At 74.3% G+C, this 17,438-nt stretch carries 14 protein-coding genes; 13 read left to right on the plus strand and 1 reads right to left on the minus strand.

Annotated features, from left to right (window positions below):
* Positions 1-152: 152 nt before the first annotated feature.
* From sigK to ACFVS6_RS04140, 3 genes are all read left to right on the plus strand, one after another.
* On the plus strand, positions 153-752 hold the full coding sequence (gene sigK / locus ACFVS6_RS04130) for an ECF RNA polymerase sigma factor SigK (protein ID WP_389700409.1): 600 nt from the start codon (positions 153-155) through the stop codon (positions 750-752).
* Positions 749-1,558 (plus strand): anti-sigma factor domain-containing protein, encoded by an 810-nt coding sequence (locus tag ACFVS6_RS04135; RefSeq protein ID WP_389700410.1) that lies wholly within the window; start codon positions 749-751, stop codon positions 1,556-1,558. Before sigK ends, ACFVS6_RS04135 begins: the two co-directional genes overlap by 4 nt.
* 241 nt (positions 1,559-1,799) lie before the next feature.
* Positions 1,800-2,249 (plus strand): SRPBCC family protein, encoded by a 450-nt coding sequence (locus ACFVS6_RS04140; RefSeq protein WP_389700412.1) that lies wholly within the window; start codon positions 1,800-1,802, stop codon positions 2,247-2,249.
* Between the two features lie 211 nt (positions 2,250-2,460).
* Here the strand turns inward: ACFVS6_RS04140 and ACFVS6_RS04145 are convergent, their stop codons facing one another.
* A complete protein-coding gene (locus ACFVS6_RS04145) occupies positions 2,461-2,856 on the minus strand; it encodes a hypothetical protein (RefSeq protein WP_389700490.1) in 396 nt (131 codons plus the stop codon).
* A 497-nt stretch (positions 2,857-3,353) separates the two neighbouring features.
* Between ACFVS6_RS04145 and ACFVS6_RS04150 the strand changes: the two genes are divergently transcribed.
* The 10 genes from ACFVS6_RS04150 (at position 3,354) to ACFVS6_RS04195 (ending at position 17,386) form a co-directional block, all read left to right on the plus strand.
* Positions 3,354-5,450, plus strand: a complete 2,097-nt coding sequence (locus ACFVS6_RS04150; RefSeq protein ID WP_389700414.1) for a BTAD domain-containing putative transcriptional regulator — start codon at positions 3,354-3,356, stop codon at positions 5,448-5,450.
* A 306-nt stretch (positions 5,451-5,756) separates the two neighbouring features.
* Positions 5,757-8,891, plus strand: coding sequence for a BTAD domain-containing putative transcriptional regulator (locus tag ACFVS6_RS04155; RefSeq protein WP_389700416.1), 3,135 nt, complete (start codon positions 5,757-5,759; stop codon positions 8,889-8,891).
* A 188-nt stretch (positions 8,892-9,079) separates the two neighbouring features.
* The gene (locus tag ACFVS6_RS04160; RefSeq protein WP_389700418.1) at positions 9,080-10,354 is read left to right on the plus strand and encodes a cytochrome P450; all 1,275 of its coding nucleotides are present in this window, start codon (positions 9,080-9,082) and stop codon (positions 10,352-10,354) included.
* 4 nt (positions 10,355-10,358) lie between these two features.
* Positions 10,359-11,492, plus strand: coding sequence for an acyl-CoA dehydrogenase family protein (locus ACFVS6_RS04165; RefSeq protein ID WP_389700419.1), 1,134 nt, complete (start codon positions 10,359-10,361; stop codon positions 11,490-11,492).
* Complete coding sequence (locus ACFVS6_RS04170) at positions 11,482-12,738, plus strand: GNAT family N-acetyltransferase (protein WP_389700421.1); 1,257 nt, start codon at positions 11,482-11,484, stop codon at positions 12,736-12,738. Before ACFVS6_RS04165 ends, ACFVS6_RS04170 begins: the two co-directional genes overlap by 11 nt.
* 131 nt (positions 12,739-12,869) lie before the next feature.
* Positions 12,870-13,322 carry a type II toxin-antitoxin system RatA family toxin gene (locus ACFVS6_RS04175; RefSeq protein WP_389700423.1) on the plus strand — a complete coding sequence of 151 codons (453 nt, stop codon included), beginning with the start codon at positions 12,870-12,872 and terminating at the stop codon, positions 13,320-13,322.
* Positions 13,323-13,375: 53 nt separating this feature from the next.
* Positions 13,376-14,641: an aspartate aminotransferase family protein gene (locus ACFVS6_RS04180; RefSeq protein ID WP_389700424.1), complete on the plus strand. Its 1,266-nt coding sequence runs from the start codon at positions 13,376-13,378 to the stop codon at positions 14,639-14,641.
* Between the two features lie 131 nt (positions 14,642-14,772).
* Positions 14,773-15,060, plus strand: a complete 288-nt coding sequence (locus ACFVS6_RS04185; RefSeq protein ID WP_389700425.1) for an acyl carrier protein — start codon at positions 14,773-14,775, stop codon at positions 15,058-15,060.
* Entirely contained in the window at positions 15,057-16,322 is a 1,266-nt protein-coding gene (locus ACFVS6_RS04190; RefSeq protein WP_389700427.1) for a beta-ketoacyl-[acyl-carrier-protein] synthase family protein, read from the plus strand. The genes ACFVS6_RS04185 and ACFVS6_RS04190 overlap by 4 nt, the downstream gene beginning before the upstream one ends.
* A gap of 17 nt (positions 16,323-16,339) precedes the next feature.
* A complete protein-coding gene (locus ACFVS6_RS04195) occupies positions 16,340-17,386 on the plus strand; it encodes an SDR family oxidoreductase (RefSeq protein WP_389700428.1) in 1,047 nt (348 codons plus the stop codon).
* Positions 17,387-17,438 lie beyond the last annotated feature (52 nt).

Consider the following 17,438-nt stretch of genomic DNA (forward strand, 5'->3'; position numbering starts at 1 on the left):
GGCTGCTTCCACCCGCAGAACACACGGTTCGACGAGGGCCCGCACCGCGGGCCCTCGTCGGCGTCGTACCCGTCCTCTCCGGATGCGCCCGGTCCCCAACGGTGGTGGGATCGGAAAACCTACGCACGCACCCGAGGAGCACGGGACCCCAGATGGCGGACAGCACGGACAGGGCGGTGAGCGCGGACGGTGTGAGCGCCGACCCCGAGGACGGGCCGGACGCCCTGCTGCTGCGGGTCGCCCAGGGCGACGCGGAAGCCTTCGCCCCCTTCTACGACGCGCTGGTCGCCTCCGTGACGGGCGTGGTGTGCCGGGTCCTGCGCGACGAGGACCAGGCCGCGGAGGTCACCCAGGAGGTGATGGTCGAGGTGTGGAGGACCGCAGCCCGGTTCCGTCCCGAGATCGGGACGGCGAAGGCCTGGGTGCTGGTACTGGCCCACCGGCGGGCCGTGGACCGCGTGCGTTCGGCGGAGGCACGCCTGGTCCGGGAGGAGAAGGCGGCCCTGTTGAACCTGGTGCCGCCCTTCGACGAGGTGGCGGACGAGGTCGAGGGGCGTGACGAGCACGCCCGGGTGCGGCGCTGCCTGGACGCGTTGAGCGGGCCCCAGCAGGAGGCCGTACGGATGGCCTTCTACGAGGGGATGACCTACCGGGAGGTGGCCCGCTCGTTGGAGGCACCCGAGGGGACGGTCAAATCCCGGCTGCGCGACGGCCTGCACCGGTTGCGCGGATGTCTGGAGGCGTCCCGATGAGCACCGTGCCCGACCCCCACGCCTCCCTCGGGGCGTACCTGCTGCACGCGATGCCGCCCGACGAGGAGGCCGACTTCGCCCGGCACCTGGCGGGTTGCGTCTCCTGCCGCCGAGAGGCGGCCGCGCTCGCTCCCGTCGTCGCGGACCTGTGCGCCGCGCCGCCGGTGGCACCTCCCCCGGGGGCGCGGGCCAAGGTGCTGGAGCGGATCGCCCGTACTCCGCAGGAGGCCGCGGGCCCGGCCGCGGCTCCCGGTCCCGCTCCGTCCCACGCTCCGGGCACGCCCGTGGGCCGGGCCGCCCCTGCGGCGACCCGGCCGCCCGGCCGGGTGCGACGCCTGCGGTGGGCCCTGGCCTGCTGCGCCGCGGCCGCGGTGGCGTTCGGCGGCATCGCCCTGTGGCAGCACCAGGAGGCCGAGGAGGCCCGCGCCGGAATGTCCGCGTCCCGCCCCTCCGGCCCCGCCAAGGAGCTGGCGGAGGTCCTCGCGGCTCCGGACGCCCAGGTCAACGCCGCGCGGTTCGAGGACGGGGCCACCGGCTGCGTCATCGTCTCCCGGAGCGAGAGCCGGGCCGCCTTCATCGCGACGGGCCTGCCGAAACTGCCCGCCGACCAGGTGTACGCGCTCTGGTACGACGACGACGGCACCACCCGTTCGGCGGGCACCCTGGCAGGGGGTGGCAGCTGGCACATCAAGCTCCTGGACGGACCGGTCGACCAGGCGACGGCCGTGGGCGTCACCGTCGAGTCGGCCGCGGGGTCCACCGGGCCGACCACGGCCCCGGTCGGAGTCGTGGACATCCCCGCCTGACCGGTTCGGGTTCGGGTGCGGTGCGGATTCGGCTTCGAACGCGGGCTCCGGTTCGGGTTCGGGTTCGGGAAGACCCTGCGTTCGGGGAGTGCCCGCCGTCGGTTCGGGGCAGGCGCGCCGGGAGCGGACAGCACCGTGGCTGTCCGGTCCGGCGCCGGAGAACGGGTCACCGGGGTACCGGAGGTACCTCCACCGAGGCGTCGGTCCCCGTCACCCCGCAGTCGTGACCAGGAGGTCAACCATGTCGCAGGTCAAGGAATCCATCGCCGTCGATGTCCCGGTCGGCACCGCGTACGACCAGTGGACGCAGTTCGAGTCGTTCCCGCAGTTCATGGACGGTGTGGTGACGATCGAGCAGCGGACCGAGACGCTGACGCACTGGAAGACGAGGATCTCCGGGGTGGAGCGGGAGTTCGACGCGGAAATCACGGAGCAGATCCCCGACACGAAGGTGGCCTGGGTCAGCGTCGGCGGCGACACCGAGCAGTCCGGACTGGTGACGTTCCGCCCGCTCGATCCGTCCCACACCGAGGTCACGCTGAGGATGGACTTCGATCCCGAGGGAATGGCGGAGAACATCGGCGACAAGCTCGGCTTCGTCGACCGCCAGGTCAAGGGCGACCTGATGCGCTTCAAGCACTTCATCGAGAACCGCGGGCAGGCGACCGGAGCATGGCGCGGCCGGATCTGAACCGGACGCCGCGGCGCGGCCGGACCCCCCGCCCGAGCCCCGCCGACGTACCGAGCCACCCGTCATGGGCTCATGACGTGAACGGCCTCCCGCCGCCACCGCGTGGCGGGCCCGCACCAGGACCCGGCCCGGGCGACCACGGTCGCACCGGGCCGTTCCCGTTCGCGCGGGCCTCTCGGGCCGGGCCGTCCGTCGGTGCGCCGCGCGGACGTCACCCCCTGCGCGGGGCGGGCCCCGTCCGGACCGCGGCGCCGCCACGGCGCCTGCCGGCATGCAGGGCGAGCACGGTGACGGCGGTCGCGGTGAGGGCTCCCGCCCCCATGAAGCCGTCGCGCGAGTTCCAGGACAGGACCGACCAGCGGGACCGCGCCGACAGCAACGAGCCCGTACTGAGCCAGGAAGCGGTGGAGAGCAGGGAGAGCGAGGACCCGATGGAGGCGGCGGACAGGGCGGAGCCCACCGAGCCGACGGACAGCACCGAGCCGACCGAGCCGATCGACAGCACCGAGCCCACCGAGCCGATCGACAGCACCGAGTCCTTGGACCAGAGGGACAGGTAGGACCCGCCGCCCCGGCACCACGACTTCGTCAACGCACGTGGTTCGATCACCGACTCATCCTGCCACGGGGAGTGGTCCGGGACACCTGCTCCGGACCCTGCCGGCGGGACCCGGAACGGCCGGAGTGGGATCCCACGGCTTCTTACTGTCGGTAACCGGGCGGGCGGTGGCAAGAATCCAGCCGACCTCCACACCCTGCGGCGCGCCCGGGAGGCGTGGGCGGCCGACGGCGCTACCGTCACGGAACGCCACGCCGGCCCGGCGGGGTACGGCCGCCCCGCCCGGGCGCCCGCGGGGCGGGGACTCGGGCTGCCCGAGGGCCTGCGCTCCGGGCGGCAAGCCGATGGCCGAACTAGGCCGTCCGGTTCCGGTCATGGGAGAAACTGCTGTTCAGGGGGCTTTCGCACGGCCGGGACGGAGTCGCGGCCGAACACGGTGTAGGTCACCGGGGTGTTCGCGGGGTTGACCTCCCGGAGCGCTTCGCACTCCTTCCCGGCGGGGCACAGGAGCAGCCCGGCGCAGCCGGGCCGGACAGTACGAGGGCATGGGGCACGACATGGACACCGACGCGATATCCCTGCGGTTCACCCTGCTCGGACGCCTGCGGGCGTGGCGCGGTTCGCGGGAACTGGAGTTGGGTTCGCGCCAGCAGCGGACCCTGCTGGCCCTGCTGCTGTTGCGGGAGGGCCGTCCGGCGCCCGTCGACGCCCTGGTGGCCGACATCTGGGGCGACCGGCCGCCGGCCCGCGCCGTGGGGTCACTGCGCACGTACGTCTCACGACTGCGCAAGGAGATAGAGGCGCCGGGGCCCGCCGCGGGCGGCGGACCGCGGGTGTTGGTGTCCGAGCACGGCGCCTACGCCCTGCGGGTGCCTCCGGAGGCGGTGGACCTCGGGCTGTTCCGGCGCGACGTGGCCGCCGCCGACCTCGCGCGTGCGGCCCGTCGGCCCGAGGAGGCGCGGGTGCTGTTGCGCAGCGCGCTCGCGCTGTGGGGTGACGGGCCGCTGACCGAGCTGGGGGGCCCGGGCGTCGATTCCGAGCGGAGCCGGTTGGCCGGGCAGCACCTCGCCGCTCTGGAGACGCGCCTCACCCTTGACGTGGAACTCGGCGACCACGTGCCGGTGTTGGCGGAACTTCGGGAGTTGACGGAGCGTCATCCGTTGCGTGAGCGACTGGGCGCCCTGCTGATGCGGGCGTACGTGCTGAGCGGCCAGGACGCGGAGGCGCTGGCGGTCCACGAGCGGACCCGGCGGCTCCTGGCCGCGGAGTTCGGGATCGACCCGGGGCGCGAGATGGCCGCGATGGCCGAGGGCATCGCTCGCGGCGCGAACGGCACGAGCAGTACGAACGGTACGAGCGGCACCGGCGGTGCGGAGGGAGCGGGCGGGCGGAGCGCGGGCGGCACGGCGGTTGACGTGACGCCCGGGGTGTCGCCGTGCGCGGGGCCGTGCGGGGCACCCGACACCGGGGCCGCTCCCGGAACAACCGCACGGGCCGGCCTGCGGCCGGCGCCCGACGACCTCCGGCGTCCGGCCCAACTTCCGCGGGACCTGGCCGACTTCACGGGCCGGGACGATGCGCTCGCGCAGGTGACCGGCGCGCTGACAGGGACGCGCGCCGGCAGGCCGGCGCCGGTCGTCGTCGTGTCCGGCTCGACCGGTGTGGGCAAGAGCGCGCTCGCCGTGCACGCCGCCCACCGGGTGCGCGGCCACTTCCCCGACGGTCAGCTCCACGCCGACCTGCGCGCCCCGGACGGAACTCCGGTGCGACCCGAGGACGTACTGGAGTCCTTCCTGCGCGCGCTCGGCGGCACCGACCGGCCGGTGCCCGAGCAGCGGGCCGACCTGGTCGCGCTCTACCGGTCGGATCTCGCCGAGCGCCGGGTCCTGGTGGTCCTCGACAACGTCGAGGACCCGACGGCGGTCGACGCCCTGGTGCCCGGCGGGCCGGGCTGCTCCGTGCTCATCACCAGCACCACACGGCCCTCCGGTCTCGCCGGAGCACACCACACCCACTTGGGCGTGCTCTCCCCCGCCGAGGCCCTGGCGTGGCTGGGGACGGCGATCGGTGCGGACCGCGTGGCGGCGGAACCCCAGGCCTGCTCCGAGTTGGTCGAACTCTGCGGAGGACTGCCGCTGGCGCTGCGGATCGTGGCGATGCGGCTCGCCACCCGGCCGGCGTGGGCCGTCGCCTCGGTGGTGGGCGCCCTGCGCGGTCGCCACCGGTTGACCGTGCTCGGGATCGCGGACCTCTCCGTGCGGGAGGCGTTCCAGCGGGAGTACGGACGACTGCCCGCTCCCCTGCGGTCGGTCTTCGCCCGGGTGGCCCTGCTGCGGGAGCCGGACGGACGGTTCGGACCCACCGCGGTGGCTCCCGCGCTGGGAGTCCCGGCGGACCGGGCCCGCGCGCTGTGCGAGGAGCTGGTGGACCGCAGTTGGCTGGAGTCCGCGCATCCCGGCCGCTACCAGGTGCACGGCCTGCTGCGCGAGTTCGCCGTGGCCGTCCACCGGGAAGAAGCGGCGCCCCGCGCGGACGGGGACCGGCCGGTGGCGATGCTCTTCGCCCCCGACGGGGCCGACACCCGCCTCGGCGGCCGGTCCTTCCGGCCCTCCCGCGGCCTGCGGGAGGGCCTCGCCTCCTGACCCGGCCGGCGCTCCGCACCCGCTCCGCCCCGGCCCGGGCAACGGACCGCGAGCAGCCGCCGCGGGCGGTCCGCGACCCGTCCGCGCCCGGCCCGCACCGGGGCGTGCCCCATGTCCCCCGCGCCCCCCCTGTCACGTGCCCCGTACCACCGGCGCCCGTGTTCCCCGTACCCCAGCACCCCCCGCGCCGCCTCACGTCCGACCTCCCCCGGGCCGTACGGCCACCCGGCCGCGGCCCGGGGCTTCCGCGTCCCGACGGCGATCGCGTCGCGGCCCGTTCCGTAACCCCGGTTGGAGAACCTCCCCGTGCCAGTCACCCCCCACCCCGTCCCCGCCCCGCTCCGCGCCTCCGATCCGCCGCCGGGCCTCTCCTTCCGCGTGCTCGGCCCGCTGCGCGTGCGCGGCGGGGAGGTCGAGACCGACGTACGCCCTCCCCTGGCGGCAGCCCTGCTCGCCACGCTGTTGCTGCGCCACGGCCGTCGGGGCAGCACACAGGCCCTCATCGACGCCGTTTGGGGCGACTCCGCCCCCGGCGGGGCGCCCGGGGCCCTGCGCGGCCACGTCGCCGCGCTGCGCCGCGTGGTCGAGCCCGAACGGGCGCCGCGCACCCCGGCGCGGGTCCTGGTCTCCCGTCCGAACGGCTACGCCCTGCACCTGCTGCCGGACGCCCTGGACCTGACCGTCTTCGACCGCCGCGCGGGCAGCGCCGCCCGGGCGGTGCTCGCGGGGCGGCCCGGTGACGCGCTCGCCCTGTACGACTCCGCCCTCGGGCTGTGGGACGGGGACGAGCCCCTGGCCGGGGTGCCCGGTCCGTTCGCGGCCGCCCAACGGTCCGTGCTGCGCGAGCGGCGCCTCGCCGTACTGGAGGACAGGTGGGAGGTGGTGCTGTCGCTCGGCGGCCACGCACGGGCCGTGGAGGAGCTGCGCGGGCCGGCGCAGACGCACCCGCGGCGCGTACGGCTCCAGGAACTCCTCATGACCGCCCTGTACGAGACGGGGCGTCAGACCGAGGCCCTGGACGTCCACGCACGCGCCCACGAGGCGTTGCGCGGGTCGGACGGGCCGGGGACCGGGGCCGGGCTCGACCGGATACGCCGACGCATCCTCGCCGGCCCCGGCGCCGCCGATGACGTCGCTCCCGGGCCGGTGAGCGGGCCCGGGAGCGCCGAGCACCCGCCCCGCACGGAGTCCGACGCGTCACCGCCGGAGCCCGGTCGGGCGACGGTGCGCTCCGCGCCGTCCGCCGCGAGCCCGCCGGTCGCGCTCCCGTCGGCTCCCACGGCCGTGATGTCGCCGACGCTGGGCCTGCCGCCGGACACGGCGGACCTCGTCGGCCGTGACGCGGAGATCGTCCGGCTGCGCCAGGTACTCGAAGGCGGCTCGGTGGCGGCATTGGGCGCGATCAGCGGGATGGGCGGCGTCGGCAAGACCGCCCTGGCCGTGCGCGTGGCGCACGAGGCCGCCGCGAACTTCCCCGACGGGGTGTTCTTCGTCGACCTCTGCGGCATGGACGCCCGGCCGGCCGATCCCCACGAGGTCCTGGGGGACCTCCTGCGCGCCCTCGGGGTGACACCGGCGCAGCTCCCGGCGGACACCGCCGAGCGGGTCGCGCTCCACCGATCGCTGCTCTCCGAACGGCGCGTGCTCCTCGTCCTCGACAACGCCCACGACCTGCGCCAAATACGCGACCTGCTGCCGACCGCGCCCGGCTGCGGCCTCCTGGTGACCAGCAGGACGTGGCTCACGGGGTTCGGCAACCTCGGAGGCGCGACCCTGGTGCACCTGGACGAACTGGCCGACGGCGTGGCGGTGGACCTGCTGGTCCGGCTCGTCGGGGAGCAGCGCGTACGGCGGGAGGAGGAGGCCGCCCGGGCCCTGGTCGCCGCTTGCGGGCGGCTGCCGCTCGCCATCCGCGTCATCGCCGCCCGCATGGCCGGCTGCCCGGCGCTGTCGGTCGCGGAGACCGCCCGGCGCCTCGCGGACGAGCGGCGGCGGCCGGCGGAGCCCGGCGCCGACGGTGCGGTGGAGGCCACCTTCCGGCTGGGTACGGCGCGGCTCGCCCCGGAGCAACTGCGCGCGTTCCGGCTGTTGGCGCTGCCCGACCTGCCGGAGCTGGGCGGGCTGAGCGCCGCGGCCCTGCTCGATCGGCCCCGGGGGGAGGCGGAGGCGCTGTGCGAGGGGCTCGTGGACGCCAGCCTGCTCCAGTCGCCGGCGCCCGGCCGCTACCGCTACCACGACCTGTTGCGGCTGTTCGCCCGGACGTCCGGGGTCGAGGAACTGCCCGCGGCCGACCGCGGGGCGGCGATGGCGCGGCTGCTGGACACCTACACCGACATGGGTCGGGAGGCCTACCGGGCGGCGACGGCCGGCGACCCGTTCCCCGCCGACGACACTCCGGCGGACGCGCCGCGGCGCGTGGCGGTCGTCGGTCCCGGCGGTGGCGCGGCCCGCGACCGCCGCCGGTTCGCCTCCCCGGCGGCGGCCACCACCTGGCTGTTCGACGAGCGGCTGCACCTGCTGGCGCTCGTCGAACAGGCCGCCGGCTTCGCCGAGGTCCCCGCGGACGTCTGCGCGCACCTGTTGCTGGCCACCGACCCGCTGGGACGCGACAGCACCGGCACCCGGAACCTGGAGCGGGCCGCGCGCGCCGTGGTGACGGCGGCGGAGAGGTCGGACGACGCGGTCGCCGGTGGCATCGCGCACTTCATGCTGGGCGGTTCCTTCGCCATTCGGTTCGCGATGGGCCGTGCGCTGCCCCACCTGCGCACGGCGGCGGACGTCTTCCGCCGTGAGGAGCGGTGGCCGCTGCTCGCCCACGCGTTGAACGCCCTCGGCGGCTGCGCCCTCGCCCAGCGGGACTTCCCCACCGCCGTGCGGCACCTCACCGAGGCGCTGCCGCTCAGCCGGGAGCCGCGCAGCCCGGCCTGCGAGTCCGTCACCCTCGGTTTCCTGGGCCTGGCACAACTGGCCACCGGACGGGCCGAGGAGGCGGTGCGGTCGGGCCGCGCCGCCGTCGCCCAGGCGCGGTCCTGCGGCGACGGCCCCGGTGAGGCCAACGCGCTCCGCTCGCTCGGGCAGGTCCTGCTGTACACGGGGCAGCGGCACGAGGCCCTGTCCTGCATGCGTACCAGCCTGCGGCTGTGGCGTGCGACGGGCTCGACCTTCCGGGAGGCGTTGGTGCTGGGCGGGCTGGCGGAGGCGTTCAACCTGCTGGGCCGGTACGAGGAGGCGGTGGCCCACGCCACGGAGGCCCGGGACGTCGCCACCCTGCACGGTGACACGTACCTGCTCGGACGGGCACTCGTGCAACTCGCGGATGCGGTGGATGCGTTGGGCCGGGCCGGACAGGCGACGTACTACCGCAGGCAGGCGCTGCAACTCTTCCGGGAGCTGGGCATGCCGGAGGCGTCGGACGTCGAGGCGCGCCTCGGCGCCGGATGACGCGAAGAACCGGGGGGCGTTGACGTCCGGTTGATGCGCTGTTGACGTCGCGCGAGCAGGGCGGTGACAGGCTCTTGTCACCGCCCCCCGCACGGATGTCCTCCCCCTTCGGAGATCCCTGCCGGGGGGCGGCCCGGGCACACCGCGGTCACCCGGGGCCGCATCACCGATCCGCTGAGGACTCCCCTTTGGACCCCCAGGCTCTGCTCTTCTCCCTGTTCACACCGGAAGGTCGGGAAAACCCGTTCTTGGCGCTGGAGGCGCTCCGCGAGAACTTCCCGGTCTACTACGACAAGGACCTCGACACCTACTTCCTGACGACCTACGCCGATTGCCAGGGGGTGTTGACGGACACCTCCTTCCGCACTCCCGACCTGAGTTGGTGCGAGGACAACCTGCCGGACTGGCGTGAGCACCCGGCAGCCGACTTCTTCTACGCCTCGATGCTGCGCGCCAACCAGCCCGACCACACCCGGCTGCGCCGGTTGATCGGTGCGGGGTTCACCCCGCGCCGGGTCGCCGCGCTGAGCAAGGCCGTCGAGCAGCTCACCGATTCCCTCCTCGACGACTTCGCCGCGGCCACGGCGGACGGGTCACCGGCCAACTTCCAAGAACTGGTCGGGTATCCGCTGCCCGTCGCGGTCGTCGGCGAGCTGATCGGCGTACCGGCCGAGGACCGCCTGAGGTTCCAGCGGCTGGGCGGTGACGCCAGCCGGCTGCTGGAGCCGGTGCGCACCGAGGACGACTGGGCGCGCGCCGACGCCGCGGTCACCGAACTGCGCTCCTATTTCGAGGATTTGCTGCTGAAGCGTGCGGCGGAGCCACGCGAGGACCTCGCCACCGTGTTGCTGGAGACCGGCGCGGGCCAGGAGCGGCTCGGCCGGAAGGAGGTCGTCGACACGCTGATCCTCACCTTCGTCGCCGGTTTCGAGACTACGGCCGCCATGCTGGGGATCGCCACCCACGCGCTGCTCAGCCACCCCGAGCAGTTGGCGGCGCTGCGCGACGACCCCGCGCTCGCCGCGCAGGCGGTCGACGAGGCGCTCCGTTGGGACACGCCCGTCCAGATGACCGAGCGGATCGCCTCCGAGGAGACGGTGATCCGCGGGGTGACCGTGCCGGTCGGCGCCAACGTCACGACCGTGCTCGCCGCCGCCAACCGTGATCCGGCCCAGTTCCCCGACCCGCACCGGTTCGACGTGCGCCGGACCGGGAGCAGGGTACTGAGCTTCAGTGCCGGCCCGCACTACTGCATGGGTGCCGCCCTGGCGAAGCTGGAGGGATCCATCGCCGTCCGCCGGCTCTTCGCCCGGTTCCCCGACCTGGCTCTGGCGGGGACGCCGGTACGGCGCGAGTCCTTCAGCCTGCGCATGTACGAAAACCTGCCCCTGACGACCACGGCCGGAGCCGGGACGACCCGTACGCGGGCCTCGGTCGGTGCGACGACGACGGCGAAGGACTGAACCCATGGCATTCCTGGACACCGAACGCGCGGTGCTGGAAGCACTGCTCCCCGGCCTCGACGCCGAGTTGGCACGTCATCCGCTGGCCGAGCTGGAGCGGCCGGGCAGCCCGGCCGTCGCCGCGTTCCGCGAGGCGGGTGGCGCGGCCCTGCTCGTACCGGGTCAGAACACCGGGATCGGGGCGAGCCCCTTGCAGGCCGTCCGACTGCAACGCGCGGTCGGCGCGCGCTGTCCGTCGCTCGCGGTCGCGACCACGATGCACCACTTCTCCGTGGCGAGCCTGGTGGAGGCCGCGAAGAACGGCGCCGGCTTCGAGTGGATGCTGCTGGAGGCCATCGTCGGCAAGAAGATGCTGCTGGCCTCCGGATTCTCGGAGGGTCGGACCGGCCAGTCCATCCTGCGGCCCGCCATCCGGGCCGAGCGCCGCGGCAACGAGATCGTGCTGAACGGCAGCAAGAAGCCGTGCAGCCTGGCCCATTCGATGGATCTGCTGACGGCCTCGGTGGTGATGACGGACGAGGACGGTGCCGAGCGGCTCGGGGTCGCGATCGTTCCCGCCGACACCCCCGGCGTGTCCGTCCGCCCCTTCTGGCGCAGCGGTGTGCTCGCCGGCGCGGAGAGCGACGAGGTCGTCCTGGAGGACGTCGCGCTCGACCCGCAGATGGTCGTCCTCACCGAGGTGACCGCCGATTCGGTGCTGGACTCCCTCAACGTGGCCGGGTTCCTCTGGTTCGAACTGCTCATGTCGGCCGGCTACTTGGGCACGGCGAGCGCCCTGGTGGAGCGTGTCCTGCTGCACGGGCGCGCACCTGCCGCGGTCCGCGCGGCGCTCGTGACCGAGGTCGACGGGGCGATGCTCGCCGTGGAGGCGGTGGCCCGGACGATGGGGGAATCCCCGGAATGGGGCGAGCCCCTGTTGGTCGCCGCGCTCACGGCGCGCTACGCCGCCCAGGACGCCATCGCCCGCACCACGGCGACCGCCCTGGAGGCGCTCGGCGGCATGTCGTTCATCGGGTCCGACGAGGGCACCTATCTGGCCTCGGCGGCCGCGGGTCTGAACTTCCACCCGCCGTCCCGGGCGCGGATGGCCGAGCCGCTGTGCGCGGTGCTGGACGGCGAGCCGCTCCGTGTCGGCTGATCGCGGGACCGCCGCACCGGGCGCCTCCGGTCCCGGGCGGTCGGCGGCGCCGGTGGCTCCCCCGGCCCTCGCCGGAGACGCCGGGGAGCAGCGCGAACCGGTCTACGTGGTGGAGCGGTTGGACCGCGCCGAGGACGTGCCCCGCGCGTTGTGGGACGAGTTGGCCCCGGCCGACGACCCCATGTGGGGGCAGGACGTGTTCACCGCCATGCAGGGTGCGCGGATCGGCCCGGACGCGTACGCCTTTCTGCTCGTGCGCCGGGACGGCCTGCCGGTCGCGGTGCTGCCGCTCAGTGCCGTGCGCGGCCTGCGGCTCGACCAGGTCGTGGGGCCGCGCGAACGCCGCCTGATGGCTCCGGTGGCCCGGGCCTTCCCGAGGCTCGTGCGCGTGCCGATGCTGTTCTGCGGGAACTTCCTCGGGCAGGGCCACGTCATGGGTCGGGACCCGCTGCCCGCGCCCGCGGCCCGGCTCCTGGTGCGGGAGGTCATGGCCTACACCCGCGAACACCGCCTGGGTACCGTCGTGTTCAAGGATTTCGCCCCGCACGACCTCGATGCCTTGCGCCCGGGTCTGGATGCGGCGGGCTTCTTCACCGTCGCCTCGCTGCCGGACACGGAACTCTCTTTGGAGCACGTGGACTTCGACGCGTTCCTGGCGTCGCTGTCGGCCAAGCCGCGACGCAACGCCCGGAACAAGATCCGGAAGTTCGAGCAGCAGACGGACCTGCGGATGGAGGTCCTCGACGACTTCGAGCACCTCGTCCCGGCGATGATGGGTCTGTACCAGCAGGTCATGGATCGCGCCGACCAGACCCTCGACGTCCTCGACGAGGGTTTCGTCAGGACCATGGCCGCCGGCAACGCGGTCGGGCACGGGGGCGGGGGCACCGAGCAGCGGCTCGTCGCCTGCTTCGAGGGCGACCGTCTGGTGGGCTACCTGCACTGCCTGTTCCGCGGCCGCGGTGCGGTCGGCGCCCGGATCGGCCTGGACTACGGGCTGGCGCACCGGGCGCGGCTCTACCACAACCTGCACTACGCGGCGATCGAGCTGGCCTTGGCCCGGGGTTGCCGCCACATCCGCTTCGCGCAGACCGCGTACGAGCCGAAGCGCGAGTTCGGCTGCGAGCTGGTCGAGCAGTCGTACGCGCTCAACCACACCGGACGGCTGCCTCGCACCATCCTGCGGCTCCTGCTGCCGCCCGCCCTGGAGGCGGCCCGCGAGCAGGCCCTGGCGCCCAAGTCCTGACGGAACGCCACCGCACCCGGCGCCGGTCCACCGCGCCGGATCCACCCCGACTCCCCCCGACTCCGCGGCGCCGCCGCGCGTCGTCGACGAGCCCCCACGGGCTCCCCCACCACCGAAGAGAGAGAACCGCCATGCCCCTCGTCCAGGTTGAGATCCCCATCGCCGCCCGTCCCGAGGACAGTTGGAACGCCGTCATCGACGTCGAGAGCTACTCCTCCTGCATGGACAGCGTCCAGTCCGTCACCATCGTCGACAGCACCGGCCCGGACGAGCGCACGACGGCCTGGTCCGTCCACCTCAAGGGCTCCGTCCTGGAGTGGGTCGAGGCCGAGCGGCTCGACCACGTCGCCCGACGCTTCGACTTCCACCAGGTCAGCGGCGACCTCGCGCACTTCGTGGGCCACTGGGCCGTTCGCCCGTCCGAGGACGGCGGCAGTCACGTCTCGCTGACCGTCGAGTTCGAGATCGGGATCCCGCTGCTCGCCGACATGCTCAACCCCGTCGCCGCCACCGCCCTGCGGGAGAACGCCGAGCAGATGCTCCAGGCCCTTGAGCGGCGACTCATCGGCGGCGCCGCCCGCTGATGCGGTCCCTGCCTCCCGCGTCCCCCGTTCCGCTCCCTTCCAGGAGGTCCCCCGTGGCCGACCCGTCCACGACCACCCCGCCCACCGCCGCCGCCGAGGTCTTCGACCAGCTCCGCCGGCACCAGTCCCCGAAACTGGCGCTGACCGGCAAGTTCGCCGGTCAGGGAGCCGTGGAGGCCGGCGCCCTGGGCTCCCGCGTCACCCTGTCCGACGGCCGTCGGGCGCTCGACTTCGGCTCCTACGCCGTCGCGCTCCTCGGCCACCGCCACCCCGGCGTGGTGGCGGCCGTCGCCCGGCAGCTGGAGGTGATGCCGACGTCGACGCGCAGCCTGGCCAACCCGGTGGCCGCCCGGGCGGCGGCGCTGCTCTCCAACTACTTCGGCGACCGGCTCCCGAAGGTGTACTTCGGCCTGAACGGCGCCGACGCCGTCGAGGTGTCGGTGAAGCTGGCCCGGCTCGCGACCGGCCGGGACCGGGTCCTCGCGGTGACCGGCGGATACCACGGCAAGACCCTGGGCGCCCTGTCCCTGACGCACAGCCCGCTGTTCCGGGCGGGTCTGCGGGGCGCCGTCGTCGACGTGGTCCACATCGACCCGGAGGACCCGTACGCCGTCCGCGCGCAGTTGGAGGCGGCTCCGGTCGCCGCCGTGGTGTTCGAGCCCGTCCAGGGGGAGAACGGCGCCGCACCGCTGCGCACCGACGTCCTGCGCCAGTGGTGCGAGGACGCTCACGCCCACGGCGCGTTCGCCATCGCCGACGAGATCCAGTGCGGGCTGCGCCGCTGCGGTGAGCGTTCCGTCGCCCTGGCCGACGGCCTGCCCGTGGACGCCGTGCTCGTGGGCAAGCCGCTCGGCGGCGGCGTGGTGCCGCTGTCCGCCGTGGTGTGCAGCGAGGAGTTGTACGCACCGCTCGCCCAGGACCCCTTCCTGCACTCGGCGACCTTCGGCGGCCACCCGCTGAGCTGCGCCGCGCTCCCCGCCGCCCTGGAGGCCGTCGAGGAACTCGCCGGACACGGGGACAAGTTGTCGGCCCGCCTCGCGGAGGGTCTGCGCGCGCTCGGCGAGCGTCACCCGCGGGTGATGGCGGGCCACCACGGCCGGGGGCTGCTGTGGGGCATCGACTTCACCACCCCCGCGGCGGCGGGCGAGGCCGTGGTCTCCCTGGCCAACAACGGTCTGCTCGTATCGCCCTGCCTGGGCCGCCCCACCACGGTGCGGCTGCTGCCCCCGCTCGTCACCACCGAGGCGGAACTCGACGAGGCGCTCGACATCCTCGACACGGCACTGGCCGCGGCCGCCCCGGCCGGCCTGCCCGCCTGACATCCGTCGTCGTACTCGGCCCCCGGCCCACGGCCCTCGCCACGGCCGACGTCGAGCGCGTGACGGGCACGACTTCGACCCACCACACACCAGCGATCGACCACACCTCACCGACCCACCGGAGGAACCGGGTGAACCCCACCGAACCCATCACCGAAGCCGCCGTCGTCCCTTCCGACGACCTCTTCGGCCTCGTCCGCGAGACCATCGCCGACGTCCTCGGAACCACCCCCGACGTCATCTTGGAGAGCACCGACCTGCGGGCCGAATACGGCATCGACAGCCTGGAGATGATGTCGATCGGCGCGCAGCTCGAACGCGCGCTCAACGTGCGCATCGCGGCCGAGGACCTGATGCGGTCCGAGACCGTCGGCCAGGCCGTCGCCTTCCTCGCGGAGCGTCGGGCGGACCGCTCATGACCAGGCAGCACGCGGCGCCCGGTCCCGGCCGGCCCGCCGAACGTCCGCGCGTGGTCGTCACCGGGATCGGCGTGAAGTGCCCGGCCGGCCTCACCCTGGACGAGGTCATGGACACCGTCCTCGCCGCGCGGCCCACGGCCGCGGTGCACGCGGACCTGATCGAGTCCGGCTCGCCCGTGCACATCGCCTGCCGGGTGCCCGAGTTCGACATCGCCTCCTACATCACCCACCGTGAACGCCGCCAGATCGACCGGCCGACGGAACTGGCCCTGTGCGCGGCGGCCGACGCAGTGCGGCAGGCCGCGCTGCCCGACCTGCCGCCGTCGCGGGTGGGCGTCCACCTCGGCACCGGCATCGGCGGGCTCCCCACCATGGAGGGGCTGGTGCGGGACAACGACGCCAAGCCCACCGCGATGCCGGTGCACTCCGTTCCCCGGACGATGGCCAACTCGGCGGCGGCCCGCGTGGCGATGCGCTTCGGCTATCAGGGCTCCTGCGTCACGTACTCCACCGCCTGCGCCAGTGGTGCCACGGCGATCGGGGAGGCCGCCCGCCGGATCCAGTACGGGGAGCTCGACGTGGCCGTCGCCGGCGGCTTCGACTCGGCGGTGACGACCTTCATGCTGAGCGGCTTCTCGCGGATGCAGGCCCTGTCGACCCGCAACGACGACCCCGGGAACGCGAGCCGGCCGTTCGACGCCGAGCGCGACGGCTTCGTCATGGGCGAGGGCGCGGCCGTGCTCGTACTGGAGCGGCGCGACGCGGCGTTGCGGCGCGGAGCGACCATCCTCGGCGAGATCGCCGGCTACGCCACGAACGCCGACGCCCATCACATCGTGGCCCCGCACGCGGACGGCCAGGTCGCGGCGGCGTGCATGGCGCAGGCCATCGCGGACGCCGGGCTGCTGCCGTCGGACATCGGTCAGATCAGCGCGCACGGCACGTCCACCCAGGCCAACGACAGGGCCGAGGCCGCCGCCATCCACCGGTGCTTCAACGGGCAGGCGCCGCCGGTGACCGCCGTCAAGGGCGTCACCGGGCACCTCATCGGGGGCTCGGGGGCGCTGGAGGCCGCGATCGCCCTGGTCTGCGCCGAACGACGGATCGTGCCCCCCGTCGCGAACCTCACCACCGCGTCGGAGGCCGACCGGATCGACGTGGTCGCCGGAGCTCCGCGCGACGTGGACGGCGCCCCGGTGCTCTCCAACTCCTTCGGCTTCGGCGGACAGAACGTCTGCCTGGTCCTGCAGCCCGCCACCTGAACCCCAGGAGCCTTGCCATGCGCATCCTCGTCACCGGCGCCTCGGGCGTCGTCGGCACCGAAGTGGCCGAGCGCCTCACCGCGGACACCGCCGGTCCCGGCATCGTCCGTACCGCACGCCGCGCGGCCGGCGGCGCCGATCCCCTGACCGCGCCCGTCCCCTGGGACATCGGCGCCGCACCCGCCCCGGACCTGCTCACCGACCGGCCCTGGGACGTCATCGTGCACACCGCGGCGTCGACCCGGTGGACCATGACCCGCCAGGAGGCGACCGACGCCAACATACGGACCCTGCGGGCGGTGCTCGCGCTCGCCGGCCCGGACACCCACGTGGTCCACGTCTCCACCGCGTACGTCGGCGGCGTACGCGCGCCCGAGGACCTCAGGGGGGAGGAGTTCGAGGGGTACCGCAACGGCTACGAGTGGTCGAAGGCCGCCTGCGAGGAGATCGTGGCCGGTGAGCACCGGGGACCGGCCACGATCGTCCGCCCGCCACTGGTCCTGGGCCGTCGCGGTGACGGTGCCATCGGCCGCTTCTCCGGCCCGTACAGCCTCTTCCCGGCGCTCGTCTCCGGCCTCGCGGCCGTCGTCGTCGGCGACCCGGACGGCTATGCCGAGATCGCACCGGTCGACGAGGTCGCCGAGGTGATCGCGGGCGCCGCGCTCGGCACCCCGCCCGGGGCGCCGCGCACCGAGGTGATCTCGGCGGGGCAGGACAGCATGCGCCTGTCCGACCTGGTCCGGATCACCTGTGACACCCTCAACGCCTTCCGGGCCGAGCACGGCGTCGACCCGATCGCGCAGCCGCCGACCGTGTCCACCGACAGTTGGAACCGCTTCTTCCTGCCGTTGGCCGCGCAGTGGCTCTCCCCCGTCCAGCAGGAGGCCGTGAAACTGCTGGCGATGTTCCAGAGCTACACCAGCATGAGCGAGCCCTTCGAACCCACGCGCAAGGTCGCCGACCCGGGCGGGGTGATGGCGGCGTCGGTGCTGCACTGGGCGCGGAGCAAGCCCCGTCAGGCCCTCGGCCGCACCGTGCCGTGGACGTTGATCGACGCCGCATGAGGAAGGACGGGGGACCGCCGCCGGCGCCCCTGCCGCCACCCGCCCGAGGAGA

This window comes from Streptomyces sp. NPDC057939 (assembly GCF_042887545.1).
Classification (GTDB): Bacteria; Actinomycetota; Actinomycetes; order Streptomycetales; family Streptomycetaceae; genus Streptomyces.